Origin of the sequence: Enterobacter sp. Lyrl_3, assembly GCF_051948675.1 — a bacterium.
In the GTDB taxonomy this organism is placed as follows: Bacteria; Pseudomonadota; Gammaproteobacteria; order Enterobacterales; family Enterobacteriaceae; genus Enterobacter; species Enterobacter cloacae.
Window position 1 is genome coordinate 99945 of record NZ_JAYJLI010000003.1, and the last position, 23290, is coordinate 123234.

The following is a 23290-nucleotide window of genomic DNA, read 5'->3' on the forward strand; positions in this document are numbered from 1 at the left end:
CTCTCGGTCAGGAATATTCATATTGTTTAGACGTCTAAGCGTCTTGATTGCCAAAGACTAACATCGTGTTATAGTGGCAGCAACATAAGTATTACAAGCAGGCACCCCACAATGAGCAATAACGCATTGATTCCGCAAAGCAAACTTCCCAACCTGGGCACCACTATCTTTACGCAGATGAGCGCTCTGGCCCAGAAGCACAACGCCATTAACCTCTCGCAGGGGTTCCCGGATTTTGATGGTCCAGGCTATTTGCAGGAGCGTCTGGCCTGGCACGTTGCCCAGGGGGCGAATCAGTATGCGCCGATGACCGGTGTGCAGGCATTGCGTGACGCCATTGCGGATAAAACGGCGGAATGCTATGGCTATCAACCGGATGCCAACAGCGACATTACGGTGACGGCAGGTGCGACTGAAGCGCTGTATGCGGCCATCACCGCGCTGGTTCGCGCGGGCGATGAGGTTATCTGCTTTGACCCAAGCTACGACAGCTATGCGCCTGCCATCGAACTGTCCGGCGGCGTGGTGAAGCGCGTGGCATTACAGCCGCCGCATTTTCGCCCCGACTGGCAGGCGTTTGCTGCGCTGCTGAGCGACAACACCCGGCTGGTCATTCTGAATACACCACACAACCCGTCGGCGACGGTGTGGCAGAAGAGCGATTTCGCCGCGCTGTGGCAGGCCATTGCGGAACGTGAAATTTATGTTCTTAGCGACGAAGTGTATGAGCACATCTGCTTTGCCGGGGAAGGGCATGTCAGCGTGCTGGCCCATCCGCAGCTTCGCGAGCGCGCTGTGGCGGTGTCGTCATTCGGTAAAACCTATCATATGACCGGCTGGAAGGTGGGGTACTGCGTGGCACCGGCGGCCATCAGCGCGGAGTTGCGTAAAGTGCACCAGTACCTGACGTTTGCGGTGAACACGCCTGCCCAGCTGGCGCTGGCCGATATGCTGCGCGCTGAGCCTGAGCATTACCGTGAGCTGCCCGAATTTTACCGCGCTCGTCGGGATCGGTTTGTGAATGCCCTGAGTCAGAGCCGTCTGGAGATCCTGCCGTGTGAAGGCACCTATTTCCTGCTGGCCGATTACAGCGCCATTTCCGATCTGGACGACGTCAATTTTTGCCAGTGGCTGACCAAAGAGGTGGGCGTGGCGGCGATCCCGTTATCCGTCTTTTGCGCCGATCCCTTCCCGCATAAGCTGATTCGTCTCTGCTTTGCGAAACAGGAATCGACGCTGCTGGCGGCGGCAGAGCGTCTTAACGCGCTCTGATTATTTGACCGTCCAGGCTTCTGAGTAACGGCGGTCTGCAAAGAGTTCCAGCAGACCGTTGATTTGCTTGAGGCGTAATACCTCGTCGCTATCCATTCCCAGTTCCTGACTGATTCTCTCGTCGTCCCAGCCAAGCTGCACCAGCTCGCGGACGATATCGGACATCGCATTAATTTGATGGCGGCCGCGCGCCCGATTGTGACGAATGGTGGCCGCTATCCGGTCGAACTTTTTCTGCCGCTCTTTACGCAGACAGGTAACAGGCAGATAGCCTTTAAGCTGGCGTTTTAATACCGCCCGGTTGGACCCAATTTCATGGCGATGGAAGCCGTCGACAATTTCATAATGCCGGGCCTCACTTTCTGTCACCACAATGGGTTGGGTAAAACCGTCCATCTCCAGGGATTTACAGAGCAGCCGTTTTTCCGGCGGGGCAACGTTGTTGGGGTTGTAATCGTTCGCGGTAATCTCGTCCTGTTTGATCCACAGTACGCAGTCGACAGGCTGTTCGCGAAAAGGGCTATTTTCATGGATAGCCTGGCGAAAGGCGTTAATGGCTTCAATGCGTTTATCTTCGGGAAGAGACTGAAGATAATTTTTCATCTCGTTAATTAATTGCTGCTGCATAAGATCCCCCACTCCTTGCGTTTTGATTTCATCCGTTCGCTGTAACGCTGGTAATGCCTGGGTTTGTTCGGACTGAATGACAGCGCCCGGCACCAGTAGTCATTGTTGAGTAATACCTTGCACACGCGTCGCCAGGACGGGATATCTTTGGCGCCGATATCGCCCTCCTGGGTGTCGGGAATATCGGCCATGCCTCTCTTCTGATACCAGTGCAAATAGATCGCGATTTTATTGCGGTAATGTTCTGCGGTGGTGTGCGGCATGCTGTCGAGAAGCAGCATGGCGTATTCCCGCCAGCTGAGCGCGTCGGGTTTCAGAATTTTGCGGTGGCCATAGAAATGATTGTCCTGCCCCGCGTAGACCCCGCCACTGTGCACGCCGTTTACCCGCTCACACATCGCCGCCCAGCGTTCGGGCTCTACAACATGATAGAGCCACAATCCCTGACGCTGCTCCGGGCCAAAGGGTTCACAGATGCGCATATAGCGCGGCGGCACGCCAGCCTGAAACATCAGGTCGTAAAGCGGGTTATAGCACCCGCCCGTTTTCGCAAACCAGGTCCAGATATCGGCGGTTTTCCAGTCATAAAGCGGATAGACATACCAGGCGTGCCCGCCGGGGGCGACGGTGGTCCAGGGTTTGTCATCGGCAAAGCGCTGCTTTCGTGCGTTAGCGATCGTCAAAAAGCGATTGTAGGATTCATCGGCACGAATGCCGATCATCATTGCTGCCGGGCGCCTTTTGGCAAACCAGTCGGAAAATTCACGAACAAAAGCCTCGAAGGTCATGCCGGGCTGGTAGAACGAGAAGTAATCTGGATCGGTTACCGCCTCTTCAGGGGGCGTGCGTACCCAGTTTTTACCCGGCTCCCAGCACTGCCATTCGGGCTGGAACTGTGAAAGTGAATTTTGCGTGGTCAACGGGAGCGCTACCCACCAGCATTTTTCAATCACATCGGCGTATTGTGCGATCATGTTATTCACATGCTGAATGGTACAGGTGAACTGCGCTTCCCAGTCGATAAATAACAGACAGATTTTCTTTCCCATTTTTCGGGCTTGTCGGGCCGTTAAATGGAACATAATGGTGGAATCTTTTCCGCCAGAAAATGAAACACAGACCCTTGGCAGATTCTCAAGCGTCCATGTTATACGCTCTGTCGCAGCGTCAAGGACATTTTGATTAAGTGGATGCTTATAAATTGACAAAGGCAACTCCTCCTGGAAATAAATACCGGACGTTCATGTCAATGCAGGAGAGAGAATAATAGTAGTGAAAATAAAGGCAGGTAAATCAAAAAAGGCAGATTTTTTATTATCTATAAATGAGGGTTATATTTTGAAGAGAGAAATGGCTGTAAATATCACAGCCATTCGGATTTATTTTTGCGTAATCTGCTCAACAAACCTCGAGAAAACCGAGCTGTTAAGCGCTGAGCGGTTATAAACCATGAAGACTTCCATTTGTGGCAGCATGAAGGGGGCGTCCACTTTTTTCAGTCGCAATACGTCACGGTATTTTTCATACAGGACTTCCGGGATATATCCCACTAAATGCGATGCGCTGATCATGTTTATGATTGAAAAGAGAGAGTCGCAGCGAAAACCGATTGTCCTGTCGGCATGCACTTCCTCAGTCTTTGACTGATAGTGTTTCACACCCGCTTCATCGCTCAGGAAGATCGTAAACTTCTCTTTCTGCAGCTCTTCCAGGGTAGCGGTCTCCTGTAGGCGGGGGTGATCCTGGCTGCACACCAGAATCATTCGGTAATTAACATAGGGAACGCACACCATTGAGCGATTGTTGATAGGCGCAATGGAGAAAATTAAGTCTGCTTTGCGGTAGGCAAGCAGGTCTTCTGCGGAATCCGCGGACAGCAGCATGTCATGAAGCTCTATTTCATAATTGTGCTCTCGCATCAATAGCTTCATGGGGCTGAGCAGATTGTCAGTTGTCAGAACCTGCGGGCAGTAGATGACAAAATTCTTTTTGAGCGATGAGCCATGCATGATGTTGATGGTCTGCTCAAGCTGATTGAGGTTTTGCTCAAGATGATGATGCAAATTTGCCCCGACGGTAGTGGGAGTGATCCCTTTTCCCGAACGGATAAACAGCGGATCGTTCAGCTGGTTACGCAGCCGCTGCAGGGATTGACTGACCGCGGAAGGCGTTATGTAGAGCGTTTCTGCTGCCTTGCTGATGCTCAGGTGTTGGTAGATGCATTCGAAAATGACCAGCAGATTGAGATCGAATTTTTTTAAGTCGTAAAGATTTGCCATGTTTCATCCTGAGTGTGCTGCGTTGCGTTATCACATCACTGATAACTATAGAAGGAACGTAACCATTTACCATCCTTGATGGTTAGTTCGCTTAATTATGATTGAAAACCAACTTAATATATCACGAACGTAGATTAATGAAATAGAACTTCAATAATGGTTAAGATATTTTTACCTTTAAAATAGAAAACGGAACTGAATAAAAATAGTCAGATTTATATATGGACAAGTAATTATCACTCATTTTTATTTTTACTGGCGTGAGCATTAGCGGCGATGGGGAATGCTTAGTTTGGTAAAACCTATCACAGCCATAGATATGATTATCCCTTCAATCCATTGCCCTGTCCCGACACGAGTGCTGTAATCGGGGGGCTGTAACGACCTTGATATAAAGGTATGTAGAGCGCAACGCAACGCCAGTCTCACTGGCACTGAAAGTTCCTGTGGAAAGTTCAGGTATCAGGGCCGCCCACCAGGGCGGCCTTTTTACTTTCGGGCTTTTATTCATTGGGTTCACAACGTTGTCTTGTTCGGGTTGTTAGGTATGGCTGATTGATTTGATAAAGCAAACGCATTAGCCCATGTAGCGAAAGTTCGTTACCTTACATCTCAACGAAAACACGGAGGAAGTACAGATGTCTTTGATTAACACCAAAATTAAACCTTTCAAAAACCAGGCGTTCAAAAACGGCGAATTCATTGAAGTGACTGAGAAAGATACCGAAGGCCGCTGGAGCGTGTTCTTCTTCTATCCGGCTGACTTCACTTTCGTTTGCCCGACCGAACTGGGTGACGTGGCCGATCACTACGATGAACTGCAGAAGCTGGGCGTAGACGTGTACTCTGTCTCTACCGACACCCACTTCACCCACAAAGCGTGGCACAGCAGCTCTGAAACCATCGCGAAAATCAAATACGCGATGATCGGTGACCCGACTGGCGCCCTGACCCGTAACTTCGACAACATGCGTGAAGATGAAGGCCTGGCAGACCGTGCGACCTTCGTTGTTGACCCGCAGGGCATTATCCAGGCTATCGAAGTTACCGCTGAAGGTATCGGCCGTGATGCATCTGACCTGCTGCGTAAAGTGAAAGCAGCTCAGTACGTGGCGTCTCACCCAGGCGAAGTGTGCCCGGCGAAATGGAAAGAAGGCGAAGCGACGCTGGCTCCATCTCTGGACCTGGTCGGCAAGATCTAAGTCTGTAAAGCTGGCGGCGCTGCGCTTGCACAGGCCTACAGTATCGTAGGCCGGGTAAACGACGTGCCACCCGGCAACCCATGGGCGCCCCCCGCGCCCATTTCATTCCAGCACCATGATGCAAGTTGCATTCAGGCCGCCCGTATAAGGCAGCTTGCATGATGACGTTTTTAGAGAGGGAAGAACAATGCTCGACACTACAATGAAAACCCAGCTCAAGGCATACCTTGAGAAACTGACCAAACCTGTTGAGCTGATTGCCACGCTGGACGACAGCGCTAAATCGGCAGAAATCAAGGAACTGCTGGCGGAGATCGCCGAACTGTCACCGAAAGTGACCTTCAAAGAAGCGAACGATCTGGCGGTGCGTAAGCCATCTTTCCTGATCACCAACCCGGGCTCTGATCAGGGGCCGCGTTTTGCCGGCTCACCGCTGGGCCACGAATTTACCTCACTGGTGCTGGCTCTGCTGTGGACCGGTGGGCATCCGTCGAAAGAGGCGCAGGCGCTGCTGGAGCAGATCCGCGATATCGACGGGGATTTCACCTTTGAAACTTACTATTCGCTCTCCTGCCACAACTGCCCGGACGTGGTGCAGGCGCTGAACCTGATGTCAGTCCTGAACCCGCGTATTAAACACACCGCAATTGATGGCGGCACTTTCCAGAACGAAATCACCGATCGCAACGTGATGGGGGTTCCGGCAGTGTTCCTGAATGGTCAGGAGTTTGGCCAGGGCCGTATGACCTTGTCCGAGATTGTGGCCAAAGTGGATACCGGCGCCGAAAAACGTGCCGCAGAAGAGCTGAACAAGCGCGATGCGTATGATGTACTGATTGTCGGCTCTGGCCCGGCGGGCGCCGCGGCAGCGGTCTATTCCGCACGTAAAGGTATTCGTACCGGTCTGATGGGCGAACGCTTTGGCGGCCAGGTGCTGGATACCGTGGATATCGAAAACTACATCTCTGTGCCGAAGACCGAAGGCCAGAAACTGGCTGGCGCACTTAAAGCGCACGTCAATGATTACGCAGTGGATGTAATCGACAGCCAGAGTGCCAGCAAGCTGGTTCCTGCCGCAGTCGAAGGTGGCTTACACCAGATTGAAACCGCTTCCGGCGCGGTGCTGAAAGCCCGCAGTATTATCATTGCCACCGGTGCCAAATGGCGCAACATGAACGTGCCGGGTGAAGATCAGTATCGCACCAAAGGCGTGACCTACTGCCCACACTGCGATGGTCCGCTGTTTAAAGGCAAACGCGTGGCGGTGATTGGCGGCGGTAACTCCGGTGTCGAAGCGGCTATCGACCTGGCGGGCATTGTTGAACACGTTACCCTGCTGGAATTTGCACCAGAGATGAAGGCAGACCAGGTACTGCAGGATAAAGTACGCAGCCTGAAAAACGTCGACATCGTGCTGAATGCGCAGACCACGGAAGTGAAGGGCGACGGCAGTAAAGTCACCGGTCTGGAGTACCGCGACCGCGTCAGTGGCGATGTGCACAGCGTTCCGCTTTCGGGGATCTTCGTGCAGATTGGTCTGCTGCCAAACACCACCTGGCTGGAAGGCGCCATTGAGCGTAACCGCATGGGCGAGATTATCATCGATGCCAAATGTGAAACCAGCGTGAAGGGCGTATTTGCGGCGGGCGACTGTACTACCGTGCCGTACAAGCAGATCATCATCGCGACCGGTGAAGGGGCGAAAGCGTCTCTGAGCGCGTTCGACTACCTGATTCGCACCAAAACAGCATAATAAAAGTCAGTAAGACTGCACCTGCACCAGGAGAGGCCACCAGAAGGTGGCCTCTTTTTTTATCTCACGACCATCACCGGAATGTGGGTGTGACGGATAACGCTGGAGGCGTTTGAACCCAGCAGATGCGTGGTAATGGACGGATTGCGTGAACCGATAACCACCACGTCGGCGTTCAGCTCGCTCGCCAGCTCGTTAACGGCATCGCGCACGCTGCCAAACCGGACATGCGTTTTAATGCGGGAAGGGTCGATGGTGAAGTGCCCAACCATCGTTTGCAGGCGATTTTCCGCCTCATGCTGCAGATGCTCTTCAAAGCGGCGTACATCGGCGGCAAAGCGATGCAGACTCAGGCTGGCAGAACCCGGCAGCACGTGTAGAAGATGAATAATCCCGTCCTGCTGCGCCAGAAATTCCGCATGGCGTACGGCCTTGTCGCTCAGCTCCATCTCAAAAACATCAACCGGCATAATAATTCTCTGATACATACCCGTTTCTCCTTGTTTATAAACGCTGGACTCATTCAACCATAAAATGAATATGGTTTTTGTAAGCGCTGCGGCACTTTTCTGTTTTTCCCAGGATAAATCTCAAAAGCCCGCTAATCCCGGGCAGTTCGTCAGGGAACGCTACCCTTAAATACTTACCCGGATCCTTTCGGAGGTCGCATGAAAGCACTCACGTACCACGGTCCACATCATGTTCGTGTCGAGAATGTCCCCGATCCTGTTATTGAACAACCTGACGATATTATCCTGCGCGTAACGGCCACGGCGATCTGCGGATCGGATCTGCATCTCTACCGCGGGAAGATCCCCAAAGTTGAACACGGCGATATTTTTGGCCACGAGTTCATGGGCGAAGTGGTGGAGACGGGCAGGGAAGTGAAGACGCTGCAAAAAGGCGACCGGGTGGTGATCCCGTTTGTCATCGCCTGTGGTGACTGCTTCTTTTGCCGCCTGCAGCAGTACGCGGCCTGCGAGAGCACCAACGCCGGGCAGGGCGCCGCGCTGAATAAAAAGCAAATTCCCGCGCCCGCCGCGCTGTTTGGCTACAGCCATCTTTATGGCGGCGTGCCCGGTGGACAAGCGGAATACGTTCGGGTGCCCAAAGGTAACGTCGGGCCGTTCAAAGTGCCTCAGTTGCTCTCCGATGATAAAGCGCTGTTCCTCTCCGATATCTTGCCTACCGCCTGGCAGGCGGCGAAAAATGCCCAGATTGAAAAAGGCTCCAGCGTCGCCGTTTTTGGTGCAGGGCCGGTGGGGTTACTGACCATCGCCTGCGCGCGGCTGTTAGGTGCCGAACAGATCTTTGTGGTTGACCATCACCCGTATCGTCTGCGTTTTGCCGGAGAGCGCTACGGCGCCATCCCCATCAACTTTGATGAAGACAACGACGCAGCGGAAAAAATCATTGAGCAAACCGCAGGCCAGCGCGGCGTGGATGCCGTCATTGATGCCGTGGGGTTTGAAGCCAAAGGCAGCACCACGGAAACCATCCTCAGCAACCTTAAAATTGAGGGCAGCAGCGGTAAAGCGCTGCGTCAGTGTATTGCTGCTGTTCGACGGGGCGGGGTGGTGAGCGTGCCCGGCGTGTATGCGGGCTTTATCCATGGCTTCCTGTTTGGTGATGCCTTCGATAAGGGGCTCAGTTTTAAGATGGGCCAGACCCACGTCCACGCCTGGCTTGGCGAGTTGTTACCGCTGATCGAAAAGGGGCTGCTGACGCCGGAGGAGATTGTCACCCACTATCTGCCGCTGGACGATGCCGAACGCGCCTACCGGATCTTTGAAAAACGGGAGGAGGCGTGCCGGAAGGTGATTCTGGTGCCCGGTGCAGAAACGCCGGAAGCGGCGGAACAGCAGGTTAAAGGGCTGGTGAATGCGTTTCCGGGTGGGGTGGTTTAAGACGGTTCCCTTACCTGCGGCACGATATAGGACGTCCAGGTGAATCTGCGGAAAGAGGATGCGCAGGCATCCTCTGTGCAACGCGGGTCGCGCTTGTTCAGATGGGATTAACGCAGGTAATCGCCTGCCGCTTCTGGCTGGTAGAGCAACGCCAGCACTTCCAGATGGGTCGAGGCACCGCCCGGTAATTCCCAGTGAATGGTATCCCCCGTACGCAGGCCCAGCAGGGCCGCGCCGACCGGTGCCAGCACGGAAAGCTGAGCGCTGCTGTCGGTCATTTGCGCCGGGTAGACCAGCGTGCGGGTTAACTCTTCGCCCGTTGTCAGGTTGCGGAATTTGACCTGGCTGTTCATGGTGACCACGTCATGCGGCATGGACTCCGGGGTACACATCTGCGCCCGGTCGAGCTCTTCATTCAGGGCATCGGCAACCGGGAGCGAGGCGAATTCTGGTTTTTCCAGAAGTCGGTCAATACGTTCTGCGTCAAGTTCATTGATAATGATGGTGGGTCTGGACATTTTTTACTCCATGTCGTTAATGCTGCGTGTAACGCAGAAACCAATCCAAAAGAAAACCCTCGCCGTCTGGCAGCGAGGGTTTAACTCTCCCGATGATACTGTCTGCGCACGCAACTTTGAAGTGATAGAGGTCACATTCATGGGCCATATGAATTTTCGCTGAAATTTATTCAGTCTGTATTTCTGGCGGATTGCGTTACGCTGAACGTTCTGAATCAGGATAGTGGGTAAACGCAGTTCGCGTCTGACCCTCATTAAGAGAGCGCTATGTACTTTTATCAACCGTCACAGGGGCATGGCCTGCCGCATGACCCGCTGAATGCCATTATTGGTCCGCGTCCGATTGGCTGGATCTCCTCCTGCGACCAGGCAGGACAGATCAACCTGGCACCGTATAGCTTCTTTAACTGCTTTAACTACCGCCCACCGATTATTGGCTTTTCCAGCAACGGCTGGAAAGACAGCGTGCGTAATATTAACGAAACGGGTGAGTTTGTCTGGAACCTTGCCACGCGCGATCTGGCTGAGGCGATGAATCTCACCTCCGCTACGCTGCCTCACGATCAAGACGAGTTCTCTTTTTCCGGATTGACGCCAGCGGCAAGCCAGCTTGTAAAGGCGCCACGCGTGGCCGAGAGTCCGGTGAACTTTGAGTGCCGCCTGTCGCAGTGTATTCAGCTGACCGGCGCCGACGGCACGCCGGTAGACACCTGGCTGGTGCTGGGCGAAGTGGTGGGGATTCATATTGCCGAATCGCTGCTGGAAGAGGGGAGCTACCAGACGGCGAAAGCGCAGCCCATCCTGCGTGCGGGTGGGCCGACGGCCTATTATGGCATCAGTGATGAACACCGCTTCGATATGGTGCGCCCGATTGTGGATCAGTAACCCACTTTATCGATAACAAACTGTTTGCCACAGTTACCCGGATGTGGCTGTGGCGCAAAAGAGCCGGCAGACAGCGGGTTATTAATGGTGCTGGCCTTAAGCGAGATCTGCATTTCGGTCAGGTAGGCCGGATTACCATTGCAGGTCAGTTTGAACGCTTTGACGTTGTCTTTGCTCCAGCTTTTCGCCACGGCGTTATCAAAATCTTTACGGCTTACCGTTTTACCGTAGTTATCCGCCAGGAATTTACCCACCGCGCTGTTTTTTATCTCCTGATTCATCCGCACCATGGTGCCGAAATAGGCGTCAGGATCAAAGCCGAAGCAGACGCCGTGTTTGGCGTACTCATAGCGTTCCAGGCAGGAGTTACCGCCAGCCCCGGGCATGACGCTGTTCAGCTTTGCGGCACCCGACAGTGATAGCCCGGTTTCGGCGGCTGAGCATTTGCGGCTGGCTTTGGCTTCCGGCATGTTCGGGATTGGGCGGGTCGCGCAGCCAAAACGCATCCAGCGGCGTTCATCCACGCCGCGTGCGGCGATGGATTTTGGCAGGCCAGGCCATAATCCGTGTACGGTCAGATAATCGGTCTTGTTATTGCTCTCTTTTTGCAGACGGCACTCTTCGGGTTCGTTACGGTTACGTTCAGCCATGCTCTGGCAGAACCCGGTTTGCCAGGAAAGCGCCAGAACGTAGCGATCGAAATCGCCATACTGCGTGGCTTTGAGCGGATCCGCCTGCGCGGAGAAGACACAGAGTGCAAGCGCCATGGCGCCAGACGGGATAATGATATCCTTCCTGAACATGTGATTTCCTGATGGGTTAACGCGATAGATTTCTGGAAGTTATTAAAGCACAAAAAGCGCCCGCAGGCGCTTTTTGGATATCGGTCATTTTACTCAGGCTGCGCCAGGAACCAGCACTTCGGTTGCGATAATCACGATGATCAGGCCCACAAGCACCGGGACCGACGTGCGTTTTACCACTTCGAACGGCGAGATTTTTGCCATCCCGGCGACCGCGACTACGACACCTGATACCGGCGAAATGGTACGACCGAGGTTAGACGCCTGAAGCATGGGAATGGAGAGGTAAGCCGGGTTAATACCGGAAGAATGTGCCAGTTTTGGGATCATCTCAACGAAGGCGTAGAACGGCGCGTTGCCTGAACCGGTGGTCATAGCTGCCAGCATGGTCAGCACCACCAGTACCAGCATCAGGATAATGCTGGCAGAGCCGAACGACGTGGCGATGGAGATGAGGCTCTGAATAAAGCCGATAGTGCTCAGACCCTGCGCGAAGACGCCTGCCGCCACCAACAGCATCACGACGCCTGCAAACGCATCGGCCATACCGCGATACGCCACTTCCAGGCCAGAAAATACCTTCTGAGTGTTGAAACCGCGAATAAATTCCAGCATGGCGGCCAGCAGCATACAGATAACCAGAATGGTAATGATGTGCAGCTGTGGTCCCCATTTGCCGTCAAAAATCAGCACGCCGATGATAGGCGTGAACGGCAGAATGGAATAGAACGCCGGGGCGGTGGTGGTGATTTCATTCACGTCCATCATTTCGTGGCTGATGTGCTCTTTTTTATCGAGATAACGCTGCCAGAAGAAATGCGCGATGCCCATGCCCACGATAGCCACAATGGAAATCGGCAGCGTGGTTTTAAAGGCGAAATCGATGAGTGACATTTCTGCGGCTTTCGCCGCCAGTACGACGTCGCCAGAGGTAGGGGAGAGAATAATGGCCGCCGGAGAGGCGCAGATAGCCGCCGCTGCACCACGGCTAATGCCGACGTTAACCATCACCGGGAACAGGGTAGCCATTAACAACACCCCAAGGCCAGTGGCTGACGACACGGCCAGCGACATCAGACAGGCGAGGAAGTAGGCTGCCACCATCAGCAGATACGGGGAGTTGATGTACTGCAGCGGTCTGGAGGCCAGCTTCACGACCATATCGTTGGCACCAATATGGGTCATGTATGCGGCAAAACCGCACAGCATCATGATCATCATGCCCAGATCGCCACCGCGGCTCATGAGCAGAATTTTAATGTATTCAACAATGTCTGTGGCGGTATACCCGGTGCTGGCTGCGCTGGCGGGTAAGACCTGGTGACCCATCAGGGCGCTAACGATCAGCAAGGCCAGGCCGCCGACAAATAACACGCCTGTGGCGGAATACCCCTTAATGATGTAGCGTGCTACACCGACAATGACGACGACTCCGATAAGGAGCTCGAAAAACGTAAGCATGATTTCCCCTGTATCCTTGCTGCCCGAGAGCACAAATAATCAATAAAAAAGAAGGATGAGAATGTGCCGAATTAATGGCCAGTCCTTGCTGATTAAAATCAATAAATATACTACTAAAGCAGATGTTAGCGATATTTTTGCCATGGTGATGGCAATAATGACATATGGGTATTGACCGGTGACAACAGTGGAGCATGTCATTTAAATGCTAATAAGTTGTTAATTTATTGATTCTATATTAACACGTTCCTGAATAAGAGGGGAAAGACTTTTCCTGCCGGTGCGCGTTGGTGAGTGGGTCCGTACAGCGTTTCGTGAGAAAGGGGCTGAGCAGCACGAAAACACTGGCTGTAGAGGCTAATGATAATCTTTATACCTTGCAGACAGGGCGTTATGTTTGTCCTGAAAGCCATATTAAATGCAGGGTTATTTTTACCGGTAGGCATTATTAAAAAAGGTTTGAACGCGCCCGTGAGATGATTATTCAACACGCCGCCGTGCCGCTCTCAGAATATTCTCTCAAAGTGGCTGATTAATTAGGAGTAATGCCGATGTCGTTAAGGCTCCATTCAACTATTGTATGGTAAACTTTGCCTCGAATACTAAGAATGGTAATTGCATTGTGATCGTACGTAATAAATTTTTCTTCATTTTTCTGTTTATTTTTGCACAGTTAACGCTCTCTTCTGTGGCACAGGCTGAAGAGAACGCGACGGATAAGGGCTGGTTCTCCACCTTTACGGATAATGTTTCGCAGACCTGGAATGCGCCAGAGCACTATGATCTCTACGTGCCGGCCATCACCTGGCATGCACGCTTTGCCTATGACAAAGAAAAGACCGACAAATATAACGAGCGCCCGTGGGGGGCAGGTTTTGGTCAGTCGCGCTGGGACGAAAAGGGCAACTGGCACGGTATTTATCTGATGGCCTTTAAAGACTCCTTTAACAAATGGGAACCGATCGGTGGCTATGGCTGGGAGAAAACCTGGCGTCCGTTAGCTGACGACAACTTCCACGTTGGCCTGGGCTATACCGCCGGGGTGACTGCACGCGACAACTGGAACTATATCCCCATTCCGGTTCTGCTGCCGCTGGCCTCAATTGGTTATGGCCCTGCAACGTTCCAGATGACCTACATTCCCGGTACGTACAACAACGGTAACGTTTACTTCGCCTGGATGCGTTTTCAGTTTTAACTGAAAAAAGCTGACAAAGCGGTGAAAAAATGCGCAGTCGTTGATTCATATGGGATAAAAATCCGCCAGCGAAAATTAACGCGACTTTAGTCACTTTTTATCAAAGATCCGCTGGACAAAAGGTCCCACAATTGTTGTACTGGTAACCGACACAGCATTTGTGTCGTTTTTTAATGTAAAGGTAATTTTGATGTCTAAGATTAAAGGTAACGTTAAGTGGTTTAATGAGTCCAAAGGATTCGGTTTCATTACTCCTGAAGATGGCAGCAAAGACGTGTTCGTACACTTCTCTGCAATCCAGTCTAATGGTTTCAAAACTCTGGCTGAAGGTCAGCGTGTAGAGTTCGAAATCACTAACGGTGCCAAAGGCCCTTCTGCTGCTAACGTAATCGCTCTGTAATTCAGACGCGTCAGCAAGAATTTCAAAACCCGCTCACTGAGCGGGTTTTTTTCGTTTTGCATCAGCCAAGCAGATACATCTTCAGGAAGCTGGCAACGATCAGCACGCTCAACAACACCACGCCTGCGCTCATCAAACTCTCTTTCATTCTGTCACCCTCGTTCTGCATTGGCACCAGAGTGACAGAGAAAAATTAAGCCAACATTAACGCTTCGGCAGTTAGTGGGGGCTGGCGGAAGAAAATAGCCAGAATGCGATCCCGGTCATCGCAAAAGAGCCGAGCATATTTATCGCAACGTTCAGCAACGCCCAGCCGATACGGCCTTCCTGAAACAAAAACACCGTTTCCGCAGAAAAGGTGGAGAAGGTGGTTAAACCGCCGCAGAACCCGGTGGTAATCAATACTTTCCACATGGGATCGATGTGCGTCATACGGTTAAACCAGGCCAGACCCATGCCAATGATAAACGCACCAATCAGGTTTGCGGCCAGTGTTCCCATTGGAATCGCCTGATGCAGTGGATTAAACCGCATACTCAGGAACCACCGCGCAACGCTCCCCGTCCCCCCACCAATAAAAACAGCTAAAAGGAGTTGTAACACTGTAAATACCTGCTATTTGATGTGTAAGAGTGGCGAGTTTAACGCTGTTTATGATTAGGGGACAAATATGTATGTTGCGGTAGGGCAGTTTGCGGTCACGCCTCGCTGGCATGAGAATGCGGCGCAATGTGTCTCGCTGATGATGCAGGCACAACAGAAGGGGGCGTCGTTGCTGGTGCTGCCGGAAGCCTTGCTGGCTCGCGATGATAACGACCCGGATTTATCGGTGAAATCCGCGCAGCCGCTGGATGGCGCGTTTTTACAGCAATTACTGGCCGAGAGTGCGGGTAATGACATGACCACAATTTTGACGCTCCATGTGCCGTCTACGCCCGGCCGGGCAGTTAACACACTGGTAGCCATCCGTGGCGGCGTCATCATCGCCAGCTATGCCAAGCTTCATCTCTATGATGCGTTCAGTATCCAGGAGTCGCGCCTGGTTGACCCGGGGGAGTGCGTTCCGCCCCTGATCGCGGTTGATGGTTTAAACATTGGGCTGATGACCTGCTACGATTTGCGCTTTCCTGAGCTGGCGTTGAGCCTGGCATTACAGGGAGCGGATGTGCTTGTTCTGCCTGCCGCGTGGGTTAAAGGGCCGCTGAAAGAGCATCACTGGGCCACGTTGCTTACGGCGCGCGCGCTGGATACCACCTGTTATGTGGTCGCGGCAGGGGAGTGCGGCAATAAAAATATCGGGCAGAGTAGAGTGATTGACCCGCTGGGCGTCACGATTGCCGCCGCAGCGGAAGGTCCGGTTTTACTGATGGCGGAGATAATTTCGGAAAGGATAGCGCTTGCACGGCAGCAATTACCTGTTCTTCGCAACCGACGTTTTGCGCCACCGCAATTATTGTGATGTTTTTTTCAACAATGCTTGATTCACCTTGTTACAGGTTGCTATTGTGTGCACGCGCCAAATGACCGTTAATATGATCCGGTTTTGACGCTGAATGCAGCCTGTTTTAAGTAAAGAAGGTATCTATGGGTGAGATTAGTATTACCAAACTGCTGGTGGTTGCCGCACTGGTCGTCCTGCTGTTTGGTACCAAGAAGTTACGCACGCTGGGTGGTGACCTGGGTGCCGCCATCAAAGGCTTTAAGAAAGCGATGAACGACGATGACGCGGCAGCGAAGAAAAGCGCCGAGGATACCGTTCCGGCTGAAAAGCTCTCTCACAAAGAGTAACGGCAATGCCTTAAGGCTTGCGAAAAAAAACCGGCTCAACAGGCCGGTTTTTTTGTATTCCTGTAAGTGAATATTACAGGGTTATTTAACTTCTTCGCCTTTTGCCTGCATATCGGCATGGTAAGAGGAGCGCACAAACGGACCGCAGGCAGCATGGGTGAAGCCCATCGCCATCGCTTCCGCTTTCATCTCATCAAATTCATCCGGGCTAACGTAGCGCTGCACCGGCAGGTGATGACGGCTTGGCTGCAGATACTGGCCCAGCGTCAGCATGGTCACGCCGTGGCGACGCAGATCGCGCATCACTTCGATGATTTCGTCATTGGTCTCACCAAGGCCGACCATCAGACCTGACTTGGTAGGGATATGTGGATGCGCTTCTTTAAAACGCTCCAGCAGCTTCAGGGACCAGTTGTAGTCAGCACCCGGACGCACCTGACGGTAGAGACGCGGTACGTTCTCCAGGTTGTGGTTAAAGACGTCTGGTGGCGTTGCAGTCAGGATATCCAGCGCGCGGTCCATACGACCACGGAAATCCGGCACCAGCGTCTCAATCTTAATGTTCGGGCTTTTCTCGCGAATGGCAGTAATGCAGTCAGCAAAGTGCTGAGCACCCCCATCACGCAGGTCATCACGGTCAACGGAGGTAATGACCACATAACGCAGCGCCATATCAGCGATGGTCTGCGCCAGTTTTTGAGGTTCGTTTGCATCCGGCGCTACCGGGCGGCCATGAGCAACATCGCAGAACGGGCAACGGCGGGTACAGATAGCACCCAGAATCATAAACGTCGCGGTGCCGTGGTTGAAACACTCAGCAAGGTTCGGGCAAGAGGCTTCTTCACATACAGAGTGAAGGCCATTCTTACGCATCGCCGCTTTGATCCCCTGGATACGCGAAGAGTCGGCCGGAAGTTTGATTTTCATCCATTCCGGTTTTCTTAACAGCGCCTCGCGCTCTGTAGCCACGTTTTTAACCGGGATAAGGGCCATTTTATCGGCATCGCGGTATTTAACACCGCGTTCCATCACAATGGGTTTACTCATAGCGTGCGTGTTCCAGTTGCGAATATCGAAGGAAAGCGTTTCAATTCAAGGGAATGTTGTATTTATCAACTATTTTTGAACGAACGACAGGCAGTATATCATTGAAACGGTCGTTAAAGCAGCCTGCCAGGTCGCCAATTTGTAAAATAGTTGTTGTTTTGTGCCTTTTGCCCTGCGTGCGGCAGGGGCTTGTGCTGTGTCAACCTGTCAGAAGGCCTGGCGGATGATGCGGATCACATTTTCAAGTACCGGATCGCGCAGACTGAGCTTATTGTAATGCAGTGAAATCTCAATAGATTCTGCATTCAATTGGCTGAGCGGAATGCTCTCCAGCGGCCAGCATTTCCGCAGCAGATGATACAGGCGCGAAGGCATGATGCAGAGCATGTCACTGCTGCCAATCAGGGACGCGGTAGTGAACATATTGTAACTGCTGAAGCTTATCTGGCGCTCCGGGAAAATGTCATCGATACGCTGGCGCAGCGCATGATGTGACTGTCCTTCCGTCATAAATGACGAGTGATCGTAGTTACGCAGATTTTCTATGGTGAGCGGCTCGCTGAGCACCGGATGCTGCTGGCGACAGACCAGCACCAGGTTGTCGGCATAGAGGACATTTTGCCCCAACGCGCGGGCGCTGAAGCTGCCGCTGTCGATAATTAAATCGGTCTGGAACTGGGCAAGCTGCACGTCAGGTTCGCTGATCGGTACATTACGCAGCAGCAGCTGCGGCGCATGCTCTTTTACGGCCTGGTAAATGGCAGGCATAACCAACACCCCCACAGAGGGAGAGCAGCCGATGGTGATGGTTCGTTGTTTGTCGTAGCTTCCGGTTAAATCCAGCGCGCCCAGAATCGACTCCAGCCCCTGGCTGATGTACTCATGCAGATGCGTGGCGTAAGCCGTGGGGGTGACACCCTGTCCCTTACGAATAAATAACGGGTCCGGAAATATAGCGCGCAGCTTTTGAATTGACTGGCTTATTGCAGAGGGCGTGAGATTAAGAATTTTCGCAGCGTTAACGATACCCTTATGGACATATACCGCCTCAAAAATAGTCAATAAATTGAGATCAATATTACGTAAAGTCCGAAAAATTTGCGGCTTGTCTTCGCCACCGGGTTCATTCAGGCGTTTGGCTGGTAAATTATTATACTCCACGCTTTTACTCCGTACACATTCACAACATGAATGATAGTTGAATTTATTTATTATGCTTGTAGAGATTCGTAAAGTGTTGGTTTTGTTTCACTTGTTTATCAAAAACAACCAGTTGAGTGATTATCACGCAAGTTACTTAGGTCCTGCACGCAGCGCTGACGGGAGGCTAAATAATATGGATCGGTAATATTCGAGCGCTTCGAAAATATAGAATCTGCGGATTATTGTAAAGTGTAAAAGCGGCAATTAAATCGTGGCCCGTCAAATTATCGAGCCACGATGTATAATATATTAAGCAGTGATATATTCGTGCGGGGGATTGTTAAGTAGTGCTAACATATTAGCTAAAAGCACAGGACGGATATTTTCTGTTGTTGCCGTATCAACCCACTGGCACATTTGCGTCATTTCCATCCCGGCATAGCCGCAGGGATTGATGCGCTGGAAGGGCTTCAAGTCCATATTAATGTTCAAAGCCAGCCCGTGAAACGAGCAGCCTTTACGGATACGCAGCCCCAGCGAGCAGATCTTCATCTCGCCCACGTAGACTCCCGGTGCGTCGGCCCGCGGATGTGCATCAATACCGTATTCCGCCAGCGTGTTGACGACCGTTTGCTCAAGCAGAGTGACCAGTTCACGTACGCCCAGCTTTCTGCGTTTGAGGTTCAGGAGAACGTACATCACCTGTTGCCCTGGGCCATGGTACGTAACCTGCCCGCCGCGGTCGCTCTGAATAACCGGGATATCGCCCGTCATCAATAAATGTTCCGCTTTTCCCGCTTGCCCCTGCGTAAACACTGGCAGGTGTTCTACCAGCCAGATTTCATCAGGGGTGGTGTCATCACGTGAGTCGGTGAAGTCATGCATAGCCTGGGAGACAGGCTCATAAGGTTGCAGCCCGAGATGACGGACAAGAATTTTATCCTGATACAAAACGACGTCTCCGAAGACGAGGGACAAAAGATGAGGGGGAGTATATCACAGCGGGGAGAGGGGTTACCCGGCAAACCGGGTAACCGCAGAGGGACTACAGCACCATACGAACAATTTCGATATTGCCGAGCTCTTCGTACAGCGTCTCAACCTGCTCAATGTGTGTTGCGGTAATGGTAATAGATACCGAGTGGTAGTTGCCCTTGCTGCTTGGTTTTACTGACGGAGAGTAGTCACCCGGCGCATGGCGCTGTACCACTTCAACCACCTGATCAACCAGCTCAGGTTTCGCCAGACCCATTACTTTGTAAGTAAATGGGGTAGGGAATTCAAGCAGTTCGTTAAGTTTGGTTTTCATGTCAGCTCCGGCGTAACGTCAAAAAGAATAACTCCCACGTCAGGTGGGAGTTATCAGGATACTTAGTATATGGGGATCAAAATCACACTTTCAAGTGTTCGATTTTTAGCCAAACCAGTGATGGAACATCAATTTAATGTAATCAATGATTTTGCCGAAGAAATTGCCTTCAGGAATTTCCTGCAGGACAACCAGCGGGCGCTGATCGATAGTTTTGCCATCCAGCTGGAAGTTAATGGTGCCTACAACCTGGTTTTTCTGCAGCGGTGCATGCAGCTCGGTGGTGTTCAGCACGTAGCTGGCTTTCAGGTCTTTCATGCGTCCGCGTGGAATGGTCAGGTACAGATCTTTGTCCACGCCCAGGGAGGCGCGATCGTTATCACCGAACCAGACCGGCTCAGAGGCAAACTCTTTGCCTGCTTTCAGCGGGTTCACGGTTTCGAAGAAACGGAAGCCCCAGGTCAGCAGTTTTTTGCTTTCTGTCTCACGGCCTTTAAAGGTACGACCGCCCATCACGGCAGAGATCAGGCGCATCTGACCTTCGGTAGCAGAGGCGACCAGGTTGTAACCCGCTTTGTCGGTATGACCGGTTTTGATGCCGTCAACGTTCAGGCTGTTATCCCACAGCAGGCCGTTACGGTTGGTCTGGCGAATACCGTTGAAGGTAAACTCTTTCTCTTTATAGATGGCGTATTCGTTCGGTACATCGCGGATCAGCGCCTGGCCAATCAGCGCCATATCGCGCGCAGAGCTGTACTGACCCTCCGCATCCAGGCCGTGAACGGTCTGGAAGTGGCTGTTTTTCAGGCCCAGCGCAGAAACGTAGCTGTTCATCAGGCCCACAAACGCATCCTGGCTGCCCGCAGCGAAATCGGCCATGGCGACACAGGCGTCGTTACCGGACTGCAGGTTGATACCACGAATCAGCTGAGAGACAGGAACCTGCATACCCGGTTTCAGGAACATTAAAGAGGAGCCTTTAAAGACCGGGTTCCCGGTTGCCCACGCATCGTTACCGATGGTGACCAGGTCTGTTTCTTTAAATTTACCTGCCTTCATCGCCTGGCCGATAACGTAGCTGGTCATCATTTTCGTCAGGCTGGCCGGATCGCGGCGGGCATCGGCATTCTGTTCTGCCAGAACTTTGCCAGAGTTGTAATCGATCAGGATGTAGGATTCCGCATCGATTTGCGGAACGCCAGGGATCATGGTCTTGATGTTCAGGTCATCGGCGTGAGCTGCGGAGAGCGCAGCAGCGCAAAGGGCCGTGGTCAGCGCCATGCGCTGCACAAAACGAGCAGAAAAAGTGGTCTTCATGGTCAGAACTACGACATCCGTGATGGAATTAAAAAAAGTGCCTTACTATAGCAAATGCTATTCAGGCAGGCATCCGACTTTAAGCATGAGTTTGTGAATGACTTTTACACAAACTGACAATTCGGATGCCGCCGATACATTATTTCGCTACAGCGATAAATGACTGGAGTTGCGCTTCATTTTGCAGACGCTGCTGCAGGGTCGCTGCCTGCGATTTGCTGGCAAACGGTCCCATCTGAATACGCCACACCGCCCCGTTTTGCTCAACGCGACCTGGAACGCCAAACTGCTGGCTCAGGCGCTGTTGATATTGCTGCGCGCGGGCCTGATCGCTGACGGCGCCCACCTGAACGACAAAGCCGCCGCTGGAAGCGGCAGCAGGCGCTGCTACCGCTGCGCTCTGGGTCGTTGCCGGAGCGGTGACGGGGGCTGGCTGCTGCGCGACGGGGGCGGCAACAGGCGCTGGGGTAGGCTCACTGCCTTCGAGCACGCCGGAGGCCAGGGTCGTTGGAGCCCCCAGGAAACCGCTACTCTTTACCGGTGCGCCAGTGCTGTCATCGCTTTGCAACGTGTCGTTGCTGATAGGACGCACTTCGCCTGCTGGCTGAGAAGGCTCGGCCGGCGATGAGACGCTCCCCATGCCACCGTCAAGATTCGGACGATCGGGAAGGGCGTAGGTCTGTTTCGCCACTGTCGTACACGCGGTACCCGGCCCGGAGAGCGAGCCATCCGGTGCCACGATAATGGGGTCGATACGAACCTTGGTATTGTTCGAGGTGTTCAGGCGGTCGGCGGAGGCGCGCGACAGCGAAATCACACGGTCGTTACCGTACGGACCGCGATCGTTAATGCGGACCACGATCATACGGCCATTCGCCAGGTTGGTGATACGCGCGTAGCTTGGGATAGGCAGCGTCGGGTGTGCCGCAGTAAGTTGCGTCGGGTCGAACGCTTCTCCTGATGCCGTCAGGTTGCTCCCGGGTTCCGCATCATAAATGGCGGCGAAACCCGCCTGGCTGAAACGGGAAGGGTCCTGAACGATTTTGTAGCTTTTGCCGTCGCGCTCATAATCCTGATTCGCGCTGGCGTTGAGCGGTTCATAAACGGGATCGGCGCCGCTGATTTCAACGATTGGGCCATTACACACCGCAGGCTGCGGCGGCGCGACGGTTGCCTGTTGCTGACCATCATCACTTGTGCACGCCGCAAGTAAACTTGCCGCAATGCAGATCCCCAGCCACTGCTTACGCATTCCGATCCCCTTATTTTTATACGCTTTTTGACAACATTTTTCTGTGGGTATGGATCGACATCACGATACCAAACCCGGCCATCAACACGATCAGTGCCGAGCCTCCGTAACTCACCAGCGGAAGCGGAACGCCTACAACCGGCAGAATACCACTCACCATACCAATATTTACGAAGACATAAACGAATAAAATCAACATTAACCCGCCCGCCATGACGCGGCCAAAGGTGGTTTGCGCGCGCGCGGCAATCCACAACCCGCGCATGATTAACAGTACATACAGCGCGAGTAAGATCAAGATGCCGACCAGCCCAAGCTCTTCCGCCAGGACCGCAAAGATAAAGTCGGTATGGCGCTCTGGTAAGAACTCCAGCTGCGACTGGGTGCCGTGCAGCCATCCTTTACCGCGCAGGCCTCCGGAGCCAATCGCGATCTTGGACTGAATAATGTGATAGCCCGCACCCAGCGGATCGGTTTCCGGATCGAGCAGCATCATCACGCGCTGGCGCTGATAATCATGCATCAGGAAGAACCAGAGAATAGGGATGAACGCGGCAACCAGCACCACCGCAATACCAATCAGACGCCAGCTCAGGCCCGACAAGAAGAGAACAAACAGGCCGGAGAGGGCGATGAGGATCGAGGTACCAAGGTCAGGCTGCGCCGCTACCAGCAACGTTGGCAGGAAAATCAATACCAGCGCGATGGCCGTGTTTTTCAGTGATGGCGGACAGACGTCGCGGTTGATAAAGCGTGCCACCATCAGTGGAACGGCGATTTTGGCAATTTCCGAGGGCTGGAAACGAACTACACCCAGATCCAGCCAGCGCTGTGCGCCTTTGGAGATGGCCCCAAAGGCATCTACCGCAACCAGCAAAATAATACAGAAGATGTAGAGATAGGGGGCCCAGCCTTCGTAGACGCGTGGCGGGATCTGCGCCATGACGACCATAATGACCAGCCCCATCGCGATCTGGCCAATCTTGCGCTCCATCATGCCGATGTCCTGGCCGCTGGCGCTCCAGATAACCAGAGCGCTGTAGACCAGCAGAGCCAGCAGGATCAGCAGCATGGCTGGGTCGATGTGGATTTTATCCCACAGCGATTTTTTATTTGGATTATCCGTCAT

General features: G+C 52.9%; 24 protein-coding genes. 9 read left to right on the top strand and 15 right to left on the bottom strand.

The window, feature by feature from the left end:
• The first annotated feature begins 111 nt into the window (after positions 1–111).
• Positions 112–1272 (top strand): pyridoxal phosphate-dependent aminotransferase, encoded by a 1161-nt coding sequence (locus tag VF709_RS08195; protein ID WP_038980997.1) that lies wholly within the window; start codon positions 112–114, stop codon positions 1270–1272.
• Here VF709_RS08195 and VF709_RS08200 read toward each other — a convergent pair whose 3' ends face one another.
• The 3 genes from VF709_RS08200 to citR all read right to left on the bottom strand — a co-directional run bounded on the left by VF709_RS08200 (position 1273) and on the right by citR (position 4178).
• On the bottom strand, positions 1273–1899 hold the full coding sequence (locus tag VF709_RS08200; RefSeq protein WP_013097610.1) for an IbrB-like domain-containing protein: 627 nt from the start codon (positions 1897–1899) through the stop codon (positions 1273–1275).
• Positions 1884–3107, bottom strand: a complete 1224-nt coding sequence (locus tag VF709_RS08205; protein WP_029882127.1) for a phosphoadenosine phosphosulfate reductase — start codon at positions 3105–3107, stop codon at positions 1884–1886. The genes VF709_RS08200 and VF709_RS08205 overlap by 16 nt, the downstream gene beginning before the upstream one ends.
• A 171-nt stretch (positions 3108–3278) precedes the next feature.
• On the bottom strand, positions 3279–4178 hold the full coding sequence (citR, locus tag VF709_RS08210) for a DNA-binding transcriptional repressor CitR (protein ID WP_038980994.1): 900 nt from the start codon (positions 4176–4178) through the stop codon (positions 3279–3281).
• 638 nt (positions 4179–4816) lie between these two features.
• On the opposite strand from citR, the gene ahpC reads away from it, so the two are divergent.
• Both ahpC and ahpF read left to right on the top strand, forming a co-directional pair.
• Entirely contained in the window at positions 4817–5380 is a 564-nt protein-coding gene (gene ahpC / locus VF709_RS08215; protein ID WP_008501015.1) for an alkyl hydroperoxide reductase subunit C, read from the top strand.
• Between the two features lie 187 nt (positions 5381–5567).
• Entirely contained in the window at positions 5568–7133 is a 1566-nt protein-coding gene (gene ahpF / locus VF709_RS08220; protein ID WP_029882129.1) for an alkyl hydroperoxide reductase subunit F, read from the top strand.
• A 59-nt stretch (positions 7134–7192) separates the two neighbouring features.
• Here the strand turns inward: ahpF and uspG are convergent, their stop codons facing one another.
• Positions 7193–7621 carry a universal stress protein UspG gene (uspG, locus tag VF709_RS08225; RefSeq protein WP_013097606.1) on the bottom strand — a complete coding sequence of 143 codons (429 nt, stop codon included), beginning with the start codon at positions 7619–7621 and terminating at the stop codon, positions 7193–7195.
• A gap of 180 nt (positions 7622–7801) precedes the next feature.
• On the opposite strand from uspG, the gene VF709_RS08230 reads away from it, so the two are divergent.
• Positions 7802–9040 (top strand): zinc-dependent alcohol dehydrogenase, encoded by a 1239-nt coding sequence (locus VF709_RS08230; protein WP_139937079.1) that lies wholly within the window; start codon positions 7802–7804, stop codon positions 9038–9040.
• A 107-nt stretch (positions 9041–9147) separates the two neighbouring features.
• Here VF709_RS08230 and rnk read toward each other — a convergent pair whose 3' ends face one another.
• Positions 9148–9558, bottom strand: coding sequence for a nucleoside diphosphate kinase regulator (gene rnk / locus VF709_RS08235; protein ID WP_013097604.1), 411 nt, complete (start codon positions 9556–9558; stop codon positions 9148–9150).
• A 267-nt stretch (positions 9559–9825) separates the two neighbouring features.
• Between rnk and VF709_RS08240 the strand changes: the two genes are divergently transcribed.
• Positions 9826–10443 (top strand): flavin reductase family protein, encoded by a 618-nt coding sequence (locus VF709_RS08240; RefSeq protein WP_139937078.1) that lies wholly within the window; start codon positions 9826–9828, stop codon positions 10441–10443.
• Here the strand turns inward: VF709_RS08240 and rna are convergent.
• Positions 10437–11246, bottom strand: a complete 810-nt coding sequence (gene rna / locus VF709_RS08245) for a ribonuclease I (RefSeq protein ID WP_058683847.1) — start codon at positions 11244–11246, stop codon at positions 10437–10439. The two genes, VF709_RS08240 and rna, sit on opposite strands and share 7 nt — an antisense overlap.
• Positions 11247–11339: 93 nt before the next feature.
• Positions 11340–12707, bottom strand: a complete 1368-nt coding sequence (gene dcuC / locus VF709_RS08250; RefSeq protein WP_020685657.1) for an anaerobic C4-dicarboxylate transporter DcuC — start codon at positions 12705–12707, stop codon at positions 11340–11342.
• Positions 12708–13287: 580 nt separating this feature from the next.
• On the opposite strand from dcuC, the gene pagP reads away from it, so the two are divergent.
• The gene (pagP, locus tag VF709_RS08255) at positions 13288–13905 is read left to right on the top strand and encodes a lipid IV(A) palmitoyltransferase PagP (RefSeq protein WP_155687007.1); all 618 of its coding nucleotides are present in this window, start codon (positions 13288–13290) and stop codon (positions 13903–13905) included.
• A gap of 190 nt (positions 13906–14095) precedes the next feature.
• Entirely contained in the window at positions 14096–14305 is a 210-nt protein-coding gene (gene cspE, locus VF709_RS08260) for a transcription antiterminator/RNA stability regulator CspE (RefSeq protein ID WP_002439184.1), read from the top strand.
• 219 nt (positions 14306–14524) lie between these two features.
• On the opposite strand, the gene crcB is transcribed toward cspE, so the two are convergent.
• Positions 14525–14908: a fluoride efflux transporter CrcB gene (gene crcB / locus VF709_RS08265; RefSeq protein WP_029882131.1), complete on the bottom strand. Its 384-nt coding sequence runs from the start codon at positions 14906–14908 to the stop codon at positions 14525–14527.
• A 67-nt stretch (positions 14909–14975) separates the two neighbouring features.
• On the opposite strand from crcB, the gene VF709_RS08270 reads away from it, so the two are divergent.
• Positions 14976–15764, top strand: coding sequence for a deaminated glutathione amidase (locus VF709_RS08270; RefSeq protein WP_058683846.1), 789 nt, complete (start codon positions 14976–14978; stop codon positions 15762–15764).
• 125 nt (positions 15765–15889) lie between these two features.
• Complete coding sequence (gene tatE, locus VF709_RS08275) at positions 15890–16093, top strand: twin-arginine translocase subunit TatE (RefSeq protein WP_013097596.1); 204 nt, start codon at positions 15890–15892, stop codon at positions 16091–16093.
• Between the two features lie 81 nt (positions 16094–16174).
• On the opposite strand, the gene lipA is transcribed toward tatE, so the two are convergent.
• The 7 genes from lipA to mrdB all read right to left on the bottom strand — a co-directional run bounded on the left by lipA (position 16175) and on the right by mrdB (position 23290).
• Entirely contained in the window at positions 16175–17140 is a 966-nt protein-coding gene (gene lipA / locus VF709_RS08280) for a lipoyl synthase (RefSeq protein WP_013097595.1), read from the bottom strand.
• Positions 17141–17347: 207 nt separating this feature from the next.
• A complete protein-coding gene (locus tag VF709_RS08285) occupies positions 17348–18301 on the bottom strand; it encodes a YbeF family transcriptional regulator (RefSeq protein WP_013097594.1) in 954 nt (317 codons plus the stop codon).
• A 291-nt stretch (positions 18302–18592) separates the two neighbouring features.
• Positions 18593–19234 carry a lipoyl(octanoyl) transferase LipB gene (gene lipB, locus VF709_RS08290; protein ID WP_013097593.1) on the bottom strand — a complete coding sequence of 214 codons (642 nt, stop codon included), beginning with the start codon at positions 19232–19234 and terminating at the stop codon, positions 18593–18595.
• A 94-nt stretch (positions 19235–19328) separates the two neighbouring features.
• Entirely contained in the window at positions 19329–19592 is a 264-nt protein-coding gene (gene ybeD, locus VF709_RS08295) for a DUF493 family protein YbeD (protein ID WP_003858718.1), read from the bottom strand.
• 105 nt (positions 19593–19697) lie between these two features.
• Positions 19698–20909 (bottom strand): D-alanyl-D-alanine carboxypeptidase DacA, encoded by a 1212-nt coding sequence (gene dacA, locus VF709_RS08300; RefSeq protein WP_013097592.1) that lies wholly within the window; start codon positions 20907–20909, stop codon positions 19698–19700.
• A gap of 139 nt (positions 20910–21048) precedes the next feature.
• Positions 21049–22161, bottom strand: a complete 1113-nt coding sequence (gene rlpA / locus VF709_RS08305) for an endolytic peptidoglycan transglycosylase RlpA (protein ID WP_020685663.1) — start codon at positions 22159–22161, stop codon at positions 21049–21051.
• A gap of 16 nt (positions 22162–22177) precedes the next feature.
• A complete protein-coding gene (mrdB, locus tag VF709_RS08310; protein WP_013097590.1) occupies positions 22178–23290 on the bottom strand; it encodes a peptidoglycan glycosyltransferase MrdB in 1113 nt (370 codons plus the stop codon).

Excerpts from the sequence above, each read along its gene's own strand:
- VF709_RS08195 (WP_038980997.1), top strand. The coding sequence starts at position 112 with ATGAGCAATAACGCATTGATTCCGCAAAGCAAACTTCCCAACCTGGGC.
- VF709_RS08200 (WP_013097610.1), bottom strand. The coding sequence starts at position 1,899 with ATGCAGCAGCAATTAATTAACGAGATGAAAAATTATCTTCAGTCTCTT.
- citR (WP_038980994.1), bottom strand. The coding sequence starts at position 4,178 with ATGGCAAATCTTTACGACTTAAAAAAATTCGATCTCAATCTGCTGGTC.
- ahpC (WP_008501015.1), top strand. The coding sequence starts at position 4,817 with ATGTCTTTGATTAACACCAAAATTAAACCTTTCAAAAACCAGGCGTTC.
- ahpF (WP_029882129.1), top strand. The coding sequence starts at position 5,568 with ATGCTCGACACTACAATGAAAACCCAGCTCAAGGCATACCTTGAGAAA.
- uspG (WP_013097606.1), bottom strand. The coding sequence starts at position 7,621 with ATGTATCAGAGAATTATTATGCCGGTTGATGTTTTTGAGATGGAGCTG.
- VF709_RS08230 (WP_139937079.1), top strand. The coding sequence starts at position 7,802 with ATGAAAGCACTCACGTACCACGGTCCACATCATGTTCGTGTCGAGAAT.
- rnk (WP_013097604.1), bottom strand. The coding sequence starts at position 9,558 with ATGTCCAGACCCACCATCATTATCAATGAACTTGACGCAGAACGTATT.
- VF709_RS08240 (WP_139937078.1), top strand. The coding sequence starts at position 9,826 with ATGTACTTTTATCAACCGTCACAGGGGCATGGCCTGCCGCATGACCCG.
- rna (WP_058683847.1), bottom strand. The coding sequence starts at position 11,246 with ATGTTCAGGAAGGATATCATTATCCCGTCTGGCGCCATGGCGCTTGCA.
- dcuC (WP_020685657.1), bottom strand. The coding sequence starts at position 12,707 with ATGCTTACGTTTTTCGAGCTCCTTATCGGAGTCGTCGTCATTGTCGGT.
- pagP (WP_155687007.1), top strand. The coding sequence starts at position 13,288 with ATGGTAAACTTTGCCTCGAATACTAAGAATGGTAATTGCATTGTGATC.
- cspE (WP_002439184.1), top strand. The coding sequence starts at position 14,096 with ATGTCTAAGATTAAAGGTAACGTTAAGTGGTTTAATGAGTCCAAAGGA.
- VF709_RS08270 (WP_058683846.1), top strand. The coding sequence starts at position 14,976 with ATGTATGTTGCGGTAGGGCAGTTTGCGGTCACGCCTCGCTGGCATGAG.
- tatE (WP_013097596.1), top strand. The coding sequence starts at position 15,890 with ATGGGTGAGATTAGTATTACCAAACTGCTGGTGGTTGCCGCACTGGTC.
- lipA (WP_013097595.1), bottom strand. The coding sequence starts at position 17,140 with ATGAGTAAACCCATTGTGATGGAACGCGGTGTTAAATACCGCGATGCC.
- ybeD (WP_003858718.1), bottom strand. The coding sequence starts at position 19,592 with ATGAAAACCAAACTTAACGAACTGCTTGAATTCCCTACCCCATTTACT.
- dacA (WP_013097592.1), bottom strand. The coding sequence starts at position 20,909 with ATGAAGACCACTTTTTCTGCTCGTTTTGTGCAGCGCATGGCGCTGACC.
- rlpA (WP_020685663.1), bottom strand. The coding sequence starts at position 22,161 with ATGCGTAAGCAGTGGCTGGGGATCTGCATTGCGGCAAGTTTACTTGCG.
- mrdB (WP_013097590.1), bottom strand. The coding sequence starts at position 23,290 with ATGACGGATAATCCAAATAAAAAATCGCTGTGGGATAAAATCCACATC.